This is a genomic window from Bacillus sp. LH1 (genome assembly GCF_057924895.1).
On the sequence record NZ_CM175007.1, the window covers coordinates 4,495,286 to 4,514,064 of the forward strand.

Sequence of the window (18,779 nt, forward strand, 5' to 3'; positions counted from 1 at the left end):
TCTTTTCCTCCAAGTTATAGACTTGAAACCTTCTTCATCCTAGTATTTTCCCCGTTATTCTCATCATACTAGAAAACAAGGTCCCTCTCAATATAATTGTCTATTCATGGATATCGTTTGTGTAGAATTGAGAAAATAGAAGTAATTACGATTCACCTGCAACTACACAGGATTTTGCCAAACTTTATAGATTGCTCTCTCTTCTTTAAAGCTCACTTCCGTATGAACTATAAAATCTTGATTTTGTGCTAGGAAAAACGAAAGAGCATACGCTATTTTATAATCTGGTGTTTCATATCCATCAAATACTCTCCCGTACATTTCATTCGCAACCCCGTCTACCCACACTTCAGCTTCTCTTACCGTTTCAAAGATCACGTCTTCTCTTTTCCACCTCACCTAAAAAACCACTCCTTTAATTGACTTCAATTACCGATAATTATATTATTAATCTTAATATATAAATTAATAATATAAAGAGGTCTATTATGCGACTAATACTATCCATTCTATCTTTAGCAGTCACATGTATCCTTACTTTTAACGCTCCGAGCTGGGATACGATTAAAACGGGGTGCTCAGAATTTGCTGAAGGGTTCAAAGAAGGGTTCTTCAACTAAAAATAGCGCTAGCATCCTTATTAAAGGTATGCTAGCGCTATTCATATTTTCATCTTTTTAAAAATTATCTAATGCTTTTTCCATAATAGAAACTGATTTAAAAGGTGGCGTTACTGTTAATGAACCTTTCACAACAGTTTCTCCTTTTTCATCATGAGCAGATACAAGCATATCAATTGTATGTTCCTCCTCAGAAACAGCCACAACTTCAAAGTGGATTTGTAACGTTTCATAATGGTGAACATGTTTCACGAATGTAAGGTCCTTTCTCGTAATATGACTTCCTGGACCCGGTAAATATTTCGTAACCGCCGTTGTAATCATTCCCGTTAGCATAATGCTTGGTACAATCGGCTTTTCATACGGAGTTTGGGATGCGTAATCATGCTGAATATATAATGGATTGGCATCATTCGTTAACCCTAAGTACAATAACAAATCTTTATCCTCAATTTTTTCAGTGATAGATAATTTCTCTCCTACTGTAATTTCATCCATTTTACGACCAATTTGAACTTTTTTCTTTAACATGTTACAACCCCCTCCGATTTTTTCACCTTATTACCCTACTAAAAGCGATACCTTATCCGAAATTTACTATGATGAGGGCAATGTATAGTATAAATCTACAGTTTCATTATAGGATATTACAAATGATAGCGTTTTCATATTATTTCAAAAAAACAATTCGGTAAATAGTAGAAAAAGATTCGGAATCCCGAATCTTTTTCACTACTATTCAATTATTAAACAAGAACTTTCATTACATTACGTACAGATTCTACAGAGCGATCTAACGCTTCTTTTTCATCTGCAAGAAGTTCTAATTCAATAATTTTTTCAATTCCGTTACCACCTAGAATTACTGGTACCCCTAAGTAAAGGTCACTATAACCATACTCACCTTCAAGGTACGCAATAGCTGGTAATATACGGCGTTGATCTTTTAAGATTGCTTCTGTCATTTCAACTAAAGAAGCTGCTGGTGCGTAATATGCACTACCGTTTCCTAATAAGCCTACAATCTCACCGCCACCTTTACGTGTACGTTCTACGATTGCTTCTAAACGCTCTTTCGGAATTAACGTTTCTAACGGAATACCGCCTGCATAAGAATAACGCACAAGAGGTACCATGTCGTCACCGTGTCCGCCAAGAACAAATCCTGTAATGTCTTTTACAGAAAGATTTAATTCTTGTGCGATGAATGTACGGAAACGAGCTGTATCTAATACACCCGATTGGCCGATTACACGCTCTTTCGGGAATCCTGCTTCTTTAAATACAGAATATGTCATTGCATCAACTGGATTTGTTAACACAACAATAATTGCATTTGGTGAATGTTTTGCAATGTCGCGCGTAATACTTTTCATAATTTTAGAGTTTGTTGCTACTAAGTCATCACGGCTCATACCAGGCTTACGTGCAATACCTGCTGTAATAACGACAACGTCAGAATCAGCAGTATCTGCGTAATCAGATGTTCCAATAATGTTAGCATCAAAACCTTGTACTGGGCTCGCTTCTAACATATCTAACGCTTTCCCTTTTGTTGGATTTTCCAGTTGTGGAATGTCCACTAATACAACATCTGCAAGTTCTTTTTGTGCTAATAAGAATGCCGTTGTTGCTCCTGTAAATCCTGCACCGATGACTGAAACCTTCTTGCGTTTGATTGTCATAATTTACCCCCCGCTTTAATTATGCGTTTTTGATTATCGCTACATCCATGTTTTTAATAAGTTCATTAGCGAACTCAGAACATTTCACTTCTGTTGCACCTTCCATTAAGCGTGCGAAATCATAAGTTACTACTTTTGAAGCAATTGTTTTCTCAACAGAAGCAGTTACTAATTTCGCAGCTTCGTTCCATCCTAAGTGTTCTAATAATAATACACCTGAAAGAAGAACAGAAGATGGATTTACTTTATCTAAACCTGCATATTTTGGAGCTGTACCGTGTGTAGCTTCAAAGATAGCATGTCCAGTCACATAGTTAATGTTTGCACCAGGTGCAATACCAATTCCACCTACTTGTGCAGCAAGTGCATCAGAGATATAGTCACCATTTAAGTTCATTGTTGCAACAACATCGAACTCACGTGGACGAGTTAAAATTTGTTGTAAGAAGATGTCTGCAATAGAATCTTTTACGATGATTTTTCCAGCCACTTCAGCGTCTGCCATCGCTTTATTCGCTGCATCTTTACCATCTTTTTCAACAATGCGATCATATTCAGCCCAAGTAAATACTTTGTCGCCGAATTCTTGTTCCGCTACTTCGTAACCCCAGTTTTTGAAAGCACCTTCTGTAAATTTCATAATGTTTCCTTTATGAACTAATGTAACAGAAGAGCGTTTTTCGTTAATTGCATATTGAATTGCAGCACGAACAAGACGCTTTGTCCCTTCTTCTGAAATTGGCTTAATACCAATACCAGATGTTTCTGGGAAGCGGATTTTATTAACACCCATTGCTTCTTTTAAGAAAGCAAGAACTTTTTCTGCTTCTGGAGATCCTTGCGCATATTCAATTCCAGCATAAATGTCTTCTGTATTTTCACGGAAAATAACCATATCAGTATCTTCCGGACGTTTTACAGGTGAAGGAACACCTTCAAAATAACGAACTGGACGTAGACATACATATAAATCTAATTCTTGACGAAGTGCTACGTTTAGAGAACGAATACCACCGCCAACTGGAGTTGTAAGTGGACCTTTAATCGCGATTAAATATTCACGAATTAAGTTTAAAGTTTCTTCTGGTAACCACTCGCCTGTTTGGTTGAATGCTTTTTCCCCTGCAAGCACTTCTTTCCAAACGATTTTCTTCTCACCATCATAAGCTTTTTCAACTGCTGCTTCTAGTACGCGAGATGCAGCTGCCCAAATATCAGGACCAATTCCATCTCCCTCGATAAATGGAATAATCGGATTGTTTGGTACATTCATAACACCATTAGTTACAGTAATTTTTTCACCTGTCGTCAATGTGATAACCCCCATGTTTGAAATTTCATATGTATGAAACTGAGGGAATAACCCCTCAGTTCAAACCGTTAGTCAAATTAAAATATTCTAATCATTACATCTTTCCGAAAAAATCAGACTTTTGAAAGCGTATTTTCACTATCAAAATAGTGTTATTCGCTTATCGTTGTGCAATTGGAACATACACTTGATGCGTTGGTCCATTATAATCAGCACGCGGACGAATTAAACGGTTGTTTTCATATTGTTCTAGAATATGAGCTAACCAGCCTGACATACGGCTAATTGCAAAAATAGGTGTAAATAAGTCATGGTCAATTCCTAAACAATGGTATACAGAAGCTGAATAGAAATCAACATTTGGTGGAAGACCTTTTTCTTTTGTTACAATGTCTTCAATTTTGATAGACATATTATACCATTTCTCTTCTCCTAAAAGCACGCATAATCTCTTAGACATTTCACGTAAGTGTTTTGCACGTGGATCACCCTGCTCATACACACGGTGGCCAAAGCCCATGATTTTCACTTTATTTTGAAGAGCATTATGAATATATGACTCTACATTTTCTTCTTCACCAATCTCAGTTAACATCTTCATTACATTTTCATTTGCCCCACCGTGAAGAGGACCTTTTAATGCACCGATTGCTGCTGTAATACCAGAATATACATCTGAAAGTGTAGCTACGCAAACACGTGCAGTAAATGTAGAAGCGTTTAACTCATGATCTGCATGAAGTACAAGCGCCTTATCAAAAGCTTCAATTTCAACTTCATTTGGCTCGCGATCATTTAACATGTACAAGAAGTTTGCAGCTAATGATAAATCCTTTCTTGGCTCAACAATATCTAAACCTTTACGGATTCTCGCGTAAGCAGCAACTAAAGTTCCTACTTGCGCCTGTAATTTAACCGCTTTCAAATAATTGGACTTTTCGTCCATAATTTCAGCGCTCTCATCGTATAATGATAGCATGGAAATTGCAGTTCGTAAAACAGACATCGGATGTGCAATTTTTAAATCTACTTGTTTCAAATATGTTAAAATCTCACCTGGAACTTTATAGTATTCTGATACAATTTCATTAAATTCTGCTAGTTCTTTTTCATTAGGAAGCTTGCGGTGCCATAATAAGTACACTACTTCTTCAAACGTAGCATTCTCAGCTAAATCATCAATATTATACCCAACATAAGTTAATGTATCATCAATAATAGAGCTCACAGATGATGTTGTTGCTACTACCCCTTCTAAACCTCGAATAACAGTCATGACATTCTCTCCTTTTCCTGAAAATTCTCCCAACCTTGCTCCTTATATCTATTTGCTCCCCTTATGAATTATGAACGCCCGTTCACTCTTTAGGCAAGCAAAATGCACGATCATGCAAATTTGTTGCGATGTTCCCCTCTTATTGTCCATTGTTTACATGGAAAGCATGAGCGTGAATGTCTCCCCGAATCCTCACGCTCAAAACAACAAGTTAGTGAGGAAAATACATTCCGAAGAGTTTTATGATAAAAACAACATAAAACAATATCATTATAAAATTGTTTTATGTTGTTTTTATTTTATCTGGTGTAAAGTCTCTGCTGTTATGTAACTTTTCAAAGTTTCTAATCCTATTATAAACAATTATCTGACTTTTGTGAACAGAAAGAATTCAAAAATTTTATATTACTATAAAATTCCTTATTTAAACATTTGTATAATACTCATAACCGCATAGGCAATTCCAGCCCCAATTAACGGACCAACAGCAACCCCATTAAATAGCGCAACCGCTATAATTGTCCCAAAAACAAGCGCAGTTGTAATGTGGGGATCCGTTGTCAACAATTGTACGCCGCCTTTCGCTAACAAAGCGACCGCTACACCTGAAGCTAAAGCAATCCACGCATAATAAGATTTTGCCGCTTCTCCAAGTTGTTTAAAACCTATTTCCCCCGTCGCAATCGGTACGAGCACCGCTATTGTAATGACCGTTACACCTAGGTTAATTCCTTTCGTTTGTAAATAAGGAAAGACCTTATCTCCTAAAAACGTAAACTTCAATAAAAATAACACACCAATAGCCACAGTAAGCGATTGGTTTTTCGCAATAAGTCCTATAATAAGTAGTATGAATAAAAATAACGTTGACTGACTAATCATGTTTGCACTTCCTTTCTGAAAATAATGAACTCATTTCCAAACAAAAATACCTTTAAACCTATCGTTATACATGATATATCGATGCCTATTCAACATGAATCACTTCATTTTTTATGTATTTTAAAATGATAAATTGAGACTTTCACCATAAAAATTTAAGCGTGTATACATTTTAAAAAACAGACGTCTCTTCTTTCTTTTCTAATTAGAAACAGGTAAAATAAAAAGAAGAGAAAATGAAGTTTTTACCATATAGTAGAAGCATCAACACCAAGCTTTCACAGTCACTCACATACTGAAAAAGCAGGAAAAATCCATCATTCCACTATAACATAAAGTGAAACTTTAATCAGTGGGGCACACTCGTTATAAGTTGAACGAATTAGGATAATCCAAATTGGAATGGGAGGTATACATCTTTGAACCGAAACTTACTATATATGATATTGCGACTCATATTTGTCATTGTAGCAACGGTAGCTGGGTTCTATGTATTACTATACATGTCAGGGCTTATCTATCCTTTTATTATCGCTTTTGCATTTGCTTATTTGATTAATCCTGTCGTCAATTTCCTTAATCAAAAACTACAATTTCCTCGCGCACTAGCAGTACTCGTTAGCTTAATTCTCGTATTTGGAGCTATCGTTGGACTTGTTACATATCTTGTGACTGAAGCAATATCTGCCACAACATACTTACTACAACTTGTTACAGTAAAGTTTCCAGATATCGTTACATTCGCTCAGCAATTTGCACTTAATCATATTATGCCTCTCTACGATGATTTAATCTCTAAATTTAATCATCTTGGAGAACCACAGCGCTATACAATTACACAAAACATTCAAAACTTAGGAACAGAAGCGACAACACAAATGAAAGAACTTTTAACCGCCATTATAAGCGGGTTAACGAATTTCATTAGTGCACTGCCAACAACTTTAACTGTCCTTGTATTCATTTTATTAGCCACTTTCTTCATTAGTTACGATTGGCACCGTCTTGCTCAGAAAGCAAGAAAATTGCTACCGAATCGTGTACATGGCTATGGAAAAACTATTTTTGTCGACTTAAGAAAAGCTTTGTTTGGTTTTGTGAAAGCACAACTTACACTCGTATCTATGACAACTGTCATTGTACTAATCGGGCTTTTAATATTACGCGTACCATACGCCATTACTATCGCGATTATTACAGGGGTTGTAGATTTACTACCATATTTAGGAACAGGCGCAGTCTTTGTTCCATGGGTTATATACGTATTTTTCACTGGCGATACCGCATTCGCCATTGGTCTTCTCATTTTATACATCGTCGTGATTGTCCAAAGACAAATTATGGAGCCGAAAGTACTTTCATCTAACATCGGTCTCGATCCATTAGCAACACTCGTCGCTCTATTTGTCGGCTTTAAACTTTTTGGCTTTTTAGGATTAATCATCGGCCCAGTCACCTTAGTACTACTTAATACATTACACAAAGCTAATGTCTTCCATGACTTGTGGAAATATATTAAAGGTTCACCTTCAAAATAATAGTTTCTAATTCATACACAACAAAAAACTTACCTGTAATCAGTGGGAAATTCCCACTGATTATTCCTTGTACTTATTTTTCATACTTATTACATAAAACAAGAGAATTGCACTCAAAAAAGATAATTCTCTTGTTTTTTTGCATGAAAAACGCATATTCCGTGGTGTTTTTACATATTTATTCTATTTATTTTATAATTATCATTTACATTTATTACTTTTTATGTAAATGAATAAATATACAAAATAGCATAAAATAAGACTTCAACTAACAATCTCCGCCTTTTTATATGAATTTTTTACACCAATCGTTCCTCTATATAAGAAAGCAAAACTTTAATTTAACAGTGTTTCCCTCCATCTTATTCATCTAAATTAATAGCACTAAAAAATCACAAGTTTAATCGAAGTACACACAAGAGTTCAAACGAAAATTATATAGCAAATATAATAAGCGAACGTTTTGTTCATCCCCACTCATCATTCGCCCCACATTAGACACTTACGAGCAGCCCAGCTTTGAGATAGAAATTCCCCCCCCACAAATAGCGCGGTAAAACAAAGCTTCAATCAGCAAGTTCCTCTCCTTTTACAAGACAAAAAAATAGCACTTAGATTTCTACAATCTAAGTGCTATTTCTGAATAATAATAGTAGAATTCTTTCTAAATTTCCATTCCATCCACTTCATAACAAGCGGCTTCAATAAAGCTCTCGTAATAGGGATCACGCAGATAAACCCTAGCATATCTGTCACATACCCAGGAAGCACTAAGAGAATACCTCCTACAAATACAAAAATACCATCTAGTACCGCCTCACCTGGCATTTCCCCTCTATTCAACTTAGATTGAATCTCTCCAAGCACTTTAAACCCTTGTCTTTTCGCCAAATACACACCTACAACACCTGTAAATACAATCATAGCGAACGTAGACCATAAACCTATTACATGACTTGATCCAATTAAGACCGTAATCTCAATCGCCGGTATTAAAATAAACAAGAATAGTAACCACTTCATAGTTCTACACCTCTCTCACATCTCACTTTTAACGCCCTCACAATGCCTATATACATCATATGAAATATAGATACCCTTTCATATTAAAACCCATAACAAACAGCTTTTAAAAGCAATTCTAGGCGCTTTAAGCTAATTTTATCTCGTTTTTGTGTAAAAAAAAGAGAAGGACTCCGATCCTTCTCTCCGTATTACTTATAGCACTTCCGCATGTCCATTATAAACAATTCCGCGTGCTGCATCAACTGTTACTTCTTGGCCATTTTTTAAAGTTGCTGTTACGCCGTTTACACCAACGATAACAGGAATACCGATTGATACACCTACAACAGCTGCATGGCTTGTTAAGCCACCTTCTTCTACAACTAAAGCTGCAGCTTTTTCGATTGCAGGAATCATATCTTTATCAGTGCTTGTTGTAACAAGGATATCACCTTCGTTTACGTTCGCTACAGCTTCAGCAGCTGTTTTTGCTACAACTACTTTACCTTTTGCAGCTTTACGACCGATTCCTTGTCCTTTAGCAATTTCTTCACCAACAACGTGGATTTTCATTAAGTTTGTTGTACCAGTTTCAGCAACTGGAACACCAGCAGTAATCACTACAGTATCTCCAAGTCCGATTAGGCCTGCATCCATACCTGTTTGAATTGCTGTATCTAACATTTCGTCAGTTGAAGCTGCGCGCTTCTCAGCCATAAATGCTTGTACACCCCAAACAAGTGCAAGACGACGTCCTACTTGCTCGTCAGATGTTACAGCTACGATTGGAGATTTTGGACGGTATTTAGAGATCATTTTCGCAGTATATCCACTTTCTGTTGGAGCTACGATTGCAGCTACATCAAGAGCAAGTGCTGTATGTGCAACAGATTGGCTAATTGCATCTGTAATTGTTGGAGTGAACTCTTTAATACGTTTTTTGAACATATCTTCATATTGTAATGATTTTTCAACACGTACCGCAATGTTAGCCATCATTGTTACTGCTTCTACTGGGTATTGTCCAGCAGCTGTTTCACCTGAAAGCATGATTGCATCTGTACCATCGAAGATTGCGTTAGCTACGTCACTTGCTTCCGCACGAGTTGGACGTGGGTTACGTTGCATAGAATCTAACATTTGTGTTGCAGTAATAACTGGTTTACCTAACACGTTACATTTTTTAATTAGACGTTTTTGTACTAACGGTACTTCTTCTGGTGGAATTTCTACACCCATGTCACCACGAGCTACCATTAAACCGTCAGAAACTTCTAAGATTGAATCGATGTTGTCGATACCTTCTTGGTTTTCGATTTTTGGTACGATTTGGATGTATTGAGCGTTATGCTCTTCTAATAATTCACGGATTTCTAATACGTCAGACGCTTTACGTACGAATGAAGCTGCAATGAAATCAACTTTTTGCTCGATACCGAAGATGATATCTTTTACGTCTTTTTCAGTGATACCAGGAAGCTTAATGCTTACGTTTGGTACGTTAACACCTTTTTTATTTTTTACAGTTCCGCTGTTAAGAACTTTTGTACGGATGTTTCCATCAGCTTTTTCGATTACTTCTAGTTCGATAAGACCGTCATCGATTAGAATACGAGAACCTGGGTCTACATCGTCATAAAGACCAGCATAAGATACAGAGAACTTCTCTGCAGTACCTAATACTTGCTCAGTAGAAAGAACTACTTCTGCACCTGTTACAAGCTCAGCTTGTCCGTCTACGAAGTCGTGAGTACGGATTTCTGGACCTTTTGTATCAAGTAAGATACCAACTGTTTTACCAGTTTTCTTTGAAGCTTCACGAATGTTTTTAATACGAGCTCCGTGCTCTTCATGGCTACCATGAGAGAAGTTTAAACGAGCAACGTTCATACCTGCTTCGATTAATTGCTCTAATTTTTCAATACTTTCACTAGCAGGACCTATAGTACATACAATTTTAGTTTTACGCATATTGCACCTCCGAAAATTATGAAACCGTTCCCAAATATCTGACATTACGCCGATTAGATGGATAATTCTTTAGATAATTGATACATGTCTTTATCGATTGTATGCTTTTGAGCTAACGCTTCGATAATGTCATGATCAACAAGTTTGTTATCTTGAATACCTACACAACGTCCGCCTTTACCAGCAATTAATAATTCAACTGCTCTTGCGCCAAGACGACTTGCTAATACACGGTCTTGTGCACTTGGTGATCCACCACGTTGTACGTGACCTAATACAGTTACACGAGTATCAAAGTTTGTTGCTTCTTCAATGTGCTTACCGATGTCAATTGCACTTCCAACACCTTCAGCTACAACGATAATACTGTGTTTTTTACCACGTTCACTACCACGCTTCAGACGAGCGATAACATCATCCATGTCATACTCTTCTTCTGGAATTAAGATCGTTTCCGCACCATCAGCTAAACCAGCCCATAATGCGATATCACCAGCGTGACGTCCCATTACTTCGATAACATATGTACGTTCATGAGATGTAGCTGTGTCACGAATTTTATCAATTGCATCAATAACAGTGTTTAAAGCTGTATCGAAACCAATTGTGAAGTCTGTTCCAGGGATATCATTGTCGATTGTACCTGGTACACCAACACATGGGAATCCTTGTTCAGTTAATTTTTTAGCGCCTTGGTAAGAACCATCTCCACCAATAACAACAAGTCCTTCGATACCGTGTTTCTTTAATTGCTCGATACCTTTTAGTCGTACTTCTGGATCTTTAAACTCAGGACATCTTGCTGTATATAATTTTGTACCACCGCGGTGGATAATATCGCCAACAGAACCAAGTTCTAATTTTTCAATGTGACCAGAAATTAATCCAGCGTATCCATGGTAAATACCATATACTTCAATATCATGGAAAATCGCTTTACGAACAACTGCACGAATGGCAGCATTCATACCAGGTGAATCTCCACCACTTGTTAATACACCAATACGTTTCATTTGTACTCACCTCATAAAGATTATTTGCCTTATAATAAAATAACACGAAAAAATATAAAAATACAATGGAGAAGATGTGTCTTTTCATAATAAAAACGTGCATTCGCGAAGTGGAACGCACGCTTTTCTTATTTTATCCAAATGGAAGCGTTTGAAAACGAAACTTGCCCAATTTTCATATATTTTTCATAACGTTTTTCGATTAATTCATCTTTCGAAATTCCGTTTAATTGTTCAAAAGTTTTTCGAATCATTAAGTCTATATTTTCTGACTGTTTCAAAATATTACGGTGAGCTCCGCCTCTTGCTTCTGGAATAATTTCGTCAATCACACCTAATTCTTTCAAATCTGCTGCTGTAATTTTCATTGCCTCTGCAGCTTCCTTTGCTTTTCCTGCATCTTTCCAAAGAATTGCCGCTGCACCCTCTGGTGTAATAACAGAATAAGTGGAATTTTCTAGCATATGAATGTAATCTCCAACTCCAAGGCCTAGCGCACCACCACTACCACCTTCGCCGATAACGATACAAATAACAGGTACCGTTAAACCTGCCATTTCAAATAAATTGCGGGCGATAGCTTCACTTTGACCACGTTCTTCAGCAGCTTTACCAGGATAAGCTCCTTTCGTATCAATAAAACAAATAATAGGACGATTGAACTTTTCCGCCTGCTTCATTAAACGTAATGCTTTTCGATATCCTTCTGGATGAGGCATTCCAAAGTTACGGCGAATATTTTCTTTCGTATCTTTTCCGCGCTGATGCCCAATTACAGTTACAGGCATCCCTTTATATTTCGCAATGCCGCCGACAATCGCTGCATCATCGCCAAATAGACGATCTCCATGACATTCGAAAAAATCAGTAAATAAGTGCTCAATATAATCGAGCGTTGTCGGTCGTTCTGCATGACGAGCAATTTGAACACGGTCCCATACTTTCAGATTGCCGTATATATCTTCCTCTAAATTTTCTAGCTTTTCTTCCAAAATACGAATCTCCTCACTGAAGTCCATCTGGCTGTTTTTCGTATAGTCTTTCAGTTCACGAATCTTATTTCTTAGCTCAACAACTGGTTTTTCAAATTCTAGCTCTGCCATACAGCCATTTCCCCTCCTTGATGAACTTCTAAAATCTTGCGAAGTGATTCTCTCATATCATCACGATGCACCACCGCATCTAATTGACCATGATCTAGTAAGAATTCTGCCGTTTGGAAATCTTCTGGTAGTTTCTCACGCACCGTTTGTTCAATTACACGTCTACCAGCAAATCCGATAAGTGCACCTGGTTCTGCAAGATTATAATCACCAAGTGAAGCGAAACTCGCTGAAACCCCGCCCGTCGTTGGGTGAGTCATAACAGAAATAAATAATCCTCCTGCATTACTATGCTTTTTCAAAGCTACGCTTGTTTTTGCCATTTGCATTAAACTTAATATACCTTCTTGCATACGGGCACCACCCGAAGCAGTAAAGATAATAAATGGAACTTGTAAGTCGTACGCCTTTTCAACCGCACGGGCGATTTTTTCTCCTACTACAGAGCCCATGCTCCCCATTCGAAAACGAGAATCCATTACTGCAACAACAACAAGCATGTCATCAATTGTTCCTTCACCAGTTACAACCGCTTCGTTCAATTCAGTCTTCTTACGATCGCTCTCTAGTTTCTCTTCATAACCTGGAAACTCGAGTGGATTTAATGAAACCATTTCTTTGTCATACTCACGGAATGACCCTTCGTCCAATATACTATCAAGACGTTCCCATGCATTCATAGGATGATGATATCCACAATTCACACATACTTTTAAATTTTTTAGAAGTTCTTTCGTATACATGATTTTTTTACATTCCGGACATTTTGTCATAACGCCATCTGGTACATCTTTTCGTACTTGTTCTGAAGGTATTGCAGCGTACTTTTTCTTTTTCACGAATAAATCTCTTAGCACAATTTGACCCCCTTCGTTGAGAGCTAAGGTTAGCGTAAGAAGAAAATGGGGCTAACACCAAAGTTTGATGTTAGCCTTATCTTCTCAATCTGTCTAATAACCTCACTCTTTACGTTTAACTTTAACCGCTAAGCGGTAGAATGTTTGTCATAACGTGTCATGGTCATTTCGACAAATTTTATACATTACGAGTGAAACTGTATATTCTCTACTAATTCATCGTAAATTTTTAGTGCATCATTTTCTTGTTTTTCTTCCAAAGTAGCATAAAGCTTTCTATACATATCGATAGAATCTCTTGAAACTTTACAAGAAAGAGTTGCTACGTAATCATTTACGATCATCCAAATGCGATATAGTAAATAATTATCGACTTGTTCAATAAGTGTTTTAAAGAACGTTTGATGAAGCGTTGGGACTGAGCTTTCATTTCCTTCAAGTACTTGGTGTAATCTACTTAGTACTTTAGAAAACGTTTCTTTCGGTAAATTACATACAATTCGAATCATATCTTTCTCAAGTAATCGTTTCGTTTGTAATAAATCACGAATTGTTTTCTCATCTTGCAATAAGAACGGAGCAATTAATTGTACAAGACCGTTATCATAAAAGTTTCGAATAAACGTCCCTTCACCACGTCTCGTTTCAATCAATCCTACCAGTTCTAAAGCACGCAATGCTTCTCTTACAGAGGAACGTCCTACGTTTAAGCGTGAACTTAACTCACGCTCAGACGGCAAACGATCCCCCGCCACCAAACCATCCTCTTCCATAATGGAACGGATTTTTTTTACAATTTCGAGATATACTTTTGTATTTGATGATGTCAATGGAAATTCCTCGCTTATTCTTTACCAATCAGCGCTAATTGTTTTGTTTTTTCAGCGATCTCATTTGGATCTACTTGACGGCGAGCTACTCCTGTCTCCATTGCTGCTTTTGCAACGTAAGCCGCTACTTGAGGCGCTACACGCGCGTCAAATGGTGCCGGAATGATATAGTCTGCATTTAACTCATCTTCTGCTACAAGCTCAGCAATAGCCTGTACAGCTGCCATCTTCATTTCTTCGTTAATTTGTGTCGCATGTACGTCAAGTGCACCGCGGAAAATACCAGGGAACGCCAGTACATTATTTACTTGGTTCGGGAAGTCAGAACGACCTGTTCCAACAACAGCTGCGCCCGCTGCTTTTGCCAATTCTGGCATAATTTCTGGAACTGGATTCGCCATTGCAAAAATAATCGCATCGTCATTCATTGTACGAACCATCTCTTCTGTTAATGCACCTTCTGCAGATACACCAATGAATACGTCCGCACCTTGTACAACATCAGCTAAAGAACCTTCTATACGATTCTTATTTGTATATTTTGCAACTTCATCCTTCACCGGATTCATACCTGTAGGACGACCATCATAGATTGCGCCTTTACGGTCACACATAATAATGTCGCGTACACCATAGCGATATAAAAGTTTAATAATTGCAATACCTGCTGCACCTGCGCCATTTGCGACAACTTTAATGTCAGACATTTTCTTTCCAACTAATTTCAGTGCATTTACAAGACCTGCTACTGTTACAATAGCTGTTCCGTGTTGATCATCATGGAAGATAGGAATATTTGTTTCTTTTTTCAAACGCTCTTCAATAATGAAGCAGTTTGGTGCTGCGATATCTTCTAAGTTAACGCCGCCAAAAGTTGGCTCCATTAATTTTACAGTTTCAACAATTTTATCTACATCGTTTGTATTTAAGGCAATTGGGAATGCATCTACACCAGCAAAGCTCTTGAATAATACAGCTTTACCTTCCATTACTGGAAGAGATGCTTCAGGTCCAATGTTACCAAGACCAAGTACAGCTGTTCCATCTGTCACAACTGCTACCATATTTCCCTTCATCGTATATTCATATACCTTACTTTTATCGTCATAAATTTCTTTACAAGGTTCTGCAACCCCTGGAGAATATGCAAGACTTAAATCTTTTGCATTTTCTACTTTTACTTTTGATACAGTTTCTAATTTTCCTTGATGCACTTTATGCATGTGAAGTGCTTCTTCACGAAGTGTTGACAAACTATCCACTCTCCTCAAATTATTCTTGCTGATATCAATTTCTCCAAGTGGTCTGACCACGAACACTACTACTATAATAATCGAAGTGTAGGGAAATTGTCCATTATATTTTCACAACTACATTTTCTTCCCCGACAATTTCACGAAGTGCTCCTAAACATTCTTCACTTGGATGAATCGATAAACTCCGAGATAATTGTACCATTTTATGTTCCTTTTCATAATAAATTAGTACTTTCGCAAAACCTGAATAGTCGAACAATATTTTCGTAACCTGATTTAAAAGCTTTTTCTCATACTGAGACGGCAATTTCACGTAAACAGATGCGTCTTTCTTTTCTTCATAAACATCCATTTCCTCTAGCGGATATAGTCCATTTACAATCCATTGCAGCTTATGATTTCTTAGCTCAATCGTACCGTCAACTAAAACAATTGCTCCTTCTTGCAACTTATCCGAGAAATGTATATACGTTTCCGGGAAGAGGACCGCTTCCATTTCATCATTTTGATCACAGAATGTAATAAATGCCATCTTTTGAAACTTTTTCGTACGAATCACTCTCACACTTGTTATATACACAATAGCTCTTTGTACTTTTTTCTTGTGTCGCATCGCCTGAGCGAGAGATGGAATTTCTAATTCTTTCGCTAACTTCACATATTGCGCTGTCGGATAACTTGATAAATAAAAGCCAAGCGCTTCCTTCTCTTTATTTAGTTGTTCAATAAAAGATAACTCTTCTCCTTGTACATATTTTGATTTTGGAACAGCATCTCCTAAATCACGTGCGAGATTCGCGTACTCTAACGCCCCTTTAATACTTTTCCATAAATTCGTTCTCGAAACACCAAAATCGTCAAAACATCCCGACCAGACGAAAGCTTCTAAATTACGCTCCGTTACGAACTTTGACGGCATACGAAGACAAAATTCAAATAAATCTTCGAACATTTTTTTCTCTCGTTCTTCTAATAATGCCGTCACTGTAGCCATTCCAATATTTCGGATCGAAAGTAAACTGTAACGTATCGCATTCCCTTCTATTTGGAAGTTGTAGCCACTCCTCTGAAGAGACGGTGGCAAAACGTGAAAACCTTTCCGCTTCGTTTCTCGTATATACTGTACAATCTTATCTTCATTTCCAATTGCGCTTGATAATAATGCCGTCATAAATTCCAGCGTATAATTCGCTTTCAAATAGGCAAGCTGATATCCGATCATACTGTAAGCTACAGCGTGACTTCGGTTAAAACCGTAATTCGCAAATCTTACAATTAAATCATAAATTTTCTCTGCGGATGTCTCATCATAACCATTTCGCAAACATCCTTGGACGAAATGCTTACGTTCCTGATCTAAAATATCACGATTTTTTTTACTCACCGCACGGCGCAGTAAATCTGCTTCTCCGAGCGAAAAACCAGCTAACTTCGATGCAATTTGCATAATTTGTTCTTGGTATACAATGACGCCGTATGTTCTTTCTAAAATTGGCTTTAAATCCGGATGTAAATATTCAATTTTTCTTTTTCCATGTTTCGATTCAATAAAAGTCGGTATCTGTTCCATCGGTCCTGGTCTGTATAACGAGTTAACAGCTACGATATCTTCAAACTCATTCGGTTTTAACCCGCGAAGTACATTTCGCATACCACCCGACTCAAGCTGGAATACACCTGTTGTATCCCCTCTCCCTAATAATTGGAACGTCTTTTCGTCTTGAAGAGGTAAGTTTCTTATATCGATTTCTTTCCCTGTTTTGTTCGCGATAAATTTTATAATATTTTCAAGTAACGTTAAATTACGTAATCCTAAAAAGTCCATCTTAAGCAAACCAAGTTCTTCTAGCGCATCGGCTGGATATTGCGTAACATAAACATCGTTATGTCCTTCTTGAATTGCTACACTTCCTGTTAGCGGTTCTTGACTCATAATAACACCAGCCGCATGAATAGACGTATGACGTGGTAAACCTTCTACACGTTTTGCGATTTCAAATACACGCTCATGCAGAAGATTCCCTTGTATAAACTCACGAAGTGATTGTGATTCTTCATATGCATCTTTTAACGTTATACCAAGCTTTGATGGAATAAGTTTTGAAAATATATCAATATCTCGCGGCGGAAGCCCCATTACGCGGGCAATGTCTCTAATTGCCGCTTTTGCTGCAAGCGTACCAAACGTTACAATTTGCGCAACACGGAGCTGACCGTATTTATCTTTCACATAGCGAATCATCTCATCACGTCTTACGTCTGGAAAATCAATATCAATATCGGGAAGCGTCACACGTTCAGGATTTAAAAACCTTTCAAATAATAGATCGTATTCAATTGGATCAATATCTGTAATTTCTAATACGTATGAAACGAGTGAACCAGCTGCCGATCCACGACCTGGTCCTGTTAGAATATGATTTTCATGTGCATACTTCATAAAATCCCATACGATGAGGAAATAATCACTAAATCCCATACGAGAAATAACATTTAATTCATGATCCAAACGCTTTATATGCACTTCTTTCGGTTCACCATATCGTTTCCGCAAACCTTCTTCACAAACACGACGCAAGTATATATCACTCGTTTCATTAGACGGAACAGGAAACTTCGGAAGTTGATTTACATGGAACGGTATTTCTACTTGGCAACGCTCTGCAATTTTTATTGTATTTTGGATTGCTTCCGGCGCATGGGAAAATAGTGCTTCCATTTCATCCGATGACTTTAAATAATACTGATCTGTTTTCAGCCTCGGCCTATCTGGATCAGTCATTTTCGTTCCACTTTCAACAGATAGTAAACATTCGTGAACAAGCGCGTCACTTTGATTGATATAGCGCACATCGTTTGTTGCAACGACTGGAATATTAACCCTACTAATAAATTCAGGTAGTTTCTCTTGTAAAAGCAACTCATCTTGAATCGCATGATGCTGCAAACTCATATAAAAATGGCCAAACATATTTTGATACGTGCGAGCTACTTCTTCAGCCTGACTCTCATTGTCTTCTAGTAATAATTGCTCAATTTCGCCATCTTTACCTGGTGAAATTGCAATTAATCCTTTCGCATAATGCGCAAGCCACTTCTTAGGAATACCTTCTTTGGACTTTGTCATAATACTGCTAGAAATCTTTAATAAATTTTGGTAGCCTATTTCATTCTCAGCAAGTAATACAAGCGGATAAGACCTTTCTTCTTCTTCACTAAAAATAGAAGCGGTTAATCCAATAACGGGCTGTATACCATGTTTCTTACATGCTTTATAAAACGGAATAACGCCATACATAACATTTTCATCCGTAATAGCCAGCGATGAAAAACCGAGTTCTTTCGCCCTGACTACAAGCTCATCAATTTTACAAGCACTTTTTAATAAACTAAAAACGGTTTGACATTGTAAATGCACAAACTTCACTGTT

General features: G+C 37.3%; 15 protein-coding genes. 1 reads left to right on the forward strand and 14 read right to left on the reverse strand.

What is annotated here, in order from left to right; all coding sequences use genetic code 11:
• Positions 1–162 precede the first annotated feature (162 nt).
• The 6 genes from ACX9TM_RS23245 to ACX9TM_RS23270 form a co-directional block, all read right to left on the reverse strand.
• Complete coding sequence (locus tag ACX9TM_RS23245; RefSeq protein ID WP_016125934.1) at positions 163–399, reverse strand: hypothetical protein; 237 nt, start codon at positions 397–399, stop codon at positions 163–165.
• A 278-nt stretch (positions 400–677) separates the two neighbouring features.
• Entirely contained in the window at positions 678–1,151 is a 474-nt protein-coding gene (locus tag ACX9TM_RS23250; protein ID WP_000914180.1) for a MaoC family dehydratase, read from the reverse strand.
• 215 nt (positions 1,152–1,366) lie between these two features.
• Positions 1,367–2,305: a malate dehydrogenase gene (gene mdh / locus ACX9TM_RS23255; protein ID WP_000153230.1), complete on the reverse strand. Its 939-nt coding sequence runs from the start codon at positions 2,303–2,305 to the stop codon at positions 1,367–1,369.
• 19 nt (positions 2,306–2,324) lie between these two features.
• Complete coding sequence (gene icd, locus ACX9TM_RS23260; protein ID WP_000206898.1) at positions 2,325–3,617, reverse strand: NADP-dependent isocitrate dehydrogenase; 1,293 nt, start codon at positions 3,615–3,617, stop codon at positions 2,325–2,327.
• A 160-nt stretch (positions 3,618–3,777) separates the two neighbouring features.
• Positions 3,778–4,926, reverse strand: a complete 1,149-nt coding sequence (gene citZ / locus ACX9TM_RS23265) for a citrate synthase (RefSeq protein WP_000503652.1) — start codon at positions 4,924–4,926, stop codon at positions 3,778–3,780.
• 387 nt (positions 4,927–5,313) lie between these two features.
• On the reverse strand, positions 5,314–5,775 hold the full coding sequence (locus tag ACX9TM_RS23270; protein WP_000625507.1) for a DUF441 domain-containing protein: 462 nt from the start codon (positions 5,773–5,775) through the stop codon (positions 5,314–5,316).
• A gap of 419 nt (positions 5,776–6,194) precedes the next feature.
• Here ACX9TM_RS23270 and ytvI point away from each other — a divergent pair, with 419 nt between their 5' ends.
• Entirely contained in the window at positions 6,195–7,313 is a 1,119-nt protein-coding gene (ytvI, locus tag ACX9TM_RS23275; protein ID WP_001081388.1) for a sporulation integral membrane protein YtvI, read from the forward strand.
• A gap of 633 nt (positions 7,314–7,946) precedes the next feature.
• On the opposite strand, the gene ACX9TM_RS23280 is transcribed toward ytvI, so the two are convergent.
• The 8 genes from ACX9TM_RS23280 to dnaE all read right to left on the reverse strand — a co-directional run bounded on the left by ACX9TM_RS23280 (position 7,947) and on the right by dnaE (position 18,775).
• A complete protein-coding gene (locus ACX9TM_RS23280) occupies positions 7,947–8,336 on the reverse strand; it encodes an FxsA family protein (protein ID WP_000871628.1) in 390 nt (129 codons plus the stop codon).
• A 195-nt stretch (positions 8,337–8,531) separates the two neighbouring features.
• Positions 8,532–10,289 (reverse strand): pyruvate kinase, encoded by a 1,758-nt coding sequence (gene pyk / locus ACX9TM_RS23285; RefSeq protein WP_001232673.1) that lies wholly within the window; start codon positions 10,287–10,289, stop codon positions 8,532–8,534.
• A 53-nt stretch (positions 10,290–10,342) separates the two neighbouring features.
• Positions 10,343–11,302: a 6-phosphofructokinase gene (gene pfkA / locus ACX9TM_RS23290; protein WP_000821157.1), complete on the reverse strand. Its 960-nt coding sequence runs from the start codon at positions 11,300–11,302 to the stop codon at positions 10,343–10,345.
• A 128-nt stretch (positions 11,303–11,430) separates the two neighbouring features.
• Positions 11,431–12,405: an acetyl-CoA carboxylase carboxyl transferase subunit alpha gene (gene accA / locus ACX9TM_RS23295; RefSeq protein WP_000818804.1), complete on the reverse strand. Its 975-nt coding sequence runs from the start codon at positions 12,403–12,405 to the stop codon at positions 11,431–11,433.
• Positions 12,393–13,262: an acetyl-CoA carboxylase, carboxyltransferase subunit beta gene (accD, locus tag ACX9TM_RS23300; RefSeq protein WP_000942856.1), complete on the reverse strand. Its 870-nt coding sequence runs from the start codon at positions 13,260–13,262 to the stop codon at positions 12,393–12,395. Before accD ends, accA begins: the two co-directional genes overlap by 13 nt.
• A gap of 185 nt (positions 13,263–13,447) precedes the next feature.
• Positions 13,448–14,092 carry a FadR/GntR family transcriptional regulator gene (locus tag ACX9TM_RS23305; protein WP_000204448.1) on the reverse strand — a complete coding sequence of 215 codons (645 nt, stop codon included), beginning with the start codon at positions 14,090–14,092 and terminating at the stop codon, positions 13,448–13,450.
• A gap of 14 nt (positions 14,093–14,106) precedes the next feature.
• Positions 14,107–15,315, reverse strand: a complete 1,209-nt coding sequence (ystJ, locus tag ACX9TM_RS23310; RefSeq protein WP_161508111.1) for an NADP-dependent malic enzyme — start codon at positions 15,313–15,315, stop codon at positions 14,107–14,109.
• 133 nt (positions 15,316–15,448) lie between these two features.
• A complete protein-coding gene (gene dnaE / locus ACX9TM_RS23315) occupies positions 15,449–18,775 on the reverse strand; it encodes a DNA polymerase III subunit alpha (RefSeq protein WP_000673728.1) in 3,327 nt (1,108 codons plus the stop codon).
• Between the last annotated feature and the right edge of the window lie 4 nt (positions 18,776–18,779).

Excerpts from the sequence above, each read along its gene's own strand:
- ACX9TM_RS23250 (WP_000914180.1), bottom strand. The coding sequence starts at position 1,151 with ATGTTAAAGAAAAAAGTTCAAATTGGTCGTAAAATGGATGAAATTACA.
- mdh (WP_000153230.1), bottom strand. The coding sequence starts at position 2,305 with ATGACAATCAAACGCAAGAAGGTTTCAGTCATCGGTGCAGGATTTACA.
- ACX9TM_RS23270 (WP_000625507.1), bottom strand. The coding sequence starts at position 5,775 with ATGATTAGTCAGTCAACGTTATTTTTATTCATACTACTTATTATAGGA.
- ACX9TM_RS23280 (WP_000871628.1), bottom strand. The coding sequence starts at position 8,336 with ATGAAGTGGTTACTATTCTTGTTTATTTTAATACCGGCGATTGAGATT.
- pyk (WP_001232673.1), bottom strand. The coding sequence starts at position 10,289 with ATGCGTAAAACTAAAATTGTATGTACTATAGGTCCTGCTAGTGAAAGT.
- pfkA (WP_000821157.1), bottom strand. The coding sequence starts at position 11,302 with ATGAAACGTATTGGTGTATTAACAAGTGGTGGAGATTCACCTGGTATG.
- accA (WP_000818804.1), bottom strand. The coding sequence starts at position 12,405 with ATGGCAGAGCTAGAATTTGAAAAACCAGTTGTTGAGCTAAGAAATAAG.
- ystJ (WP_161508111.1), bottom strand. The coding sequence starts at position 15,315 with ATGCATAAAGTGCATCAAGGAAAATTAGAAACTGTATCAAAAGTAAAA.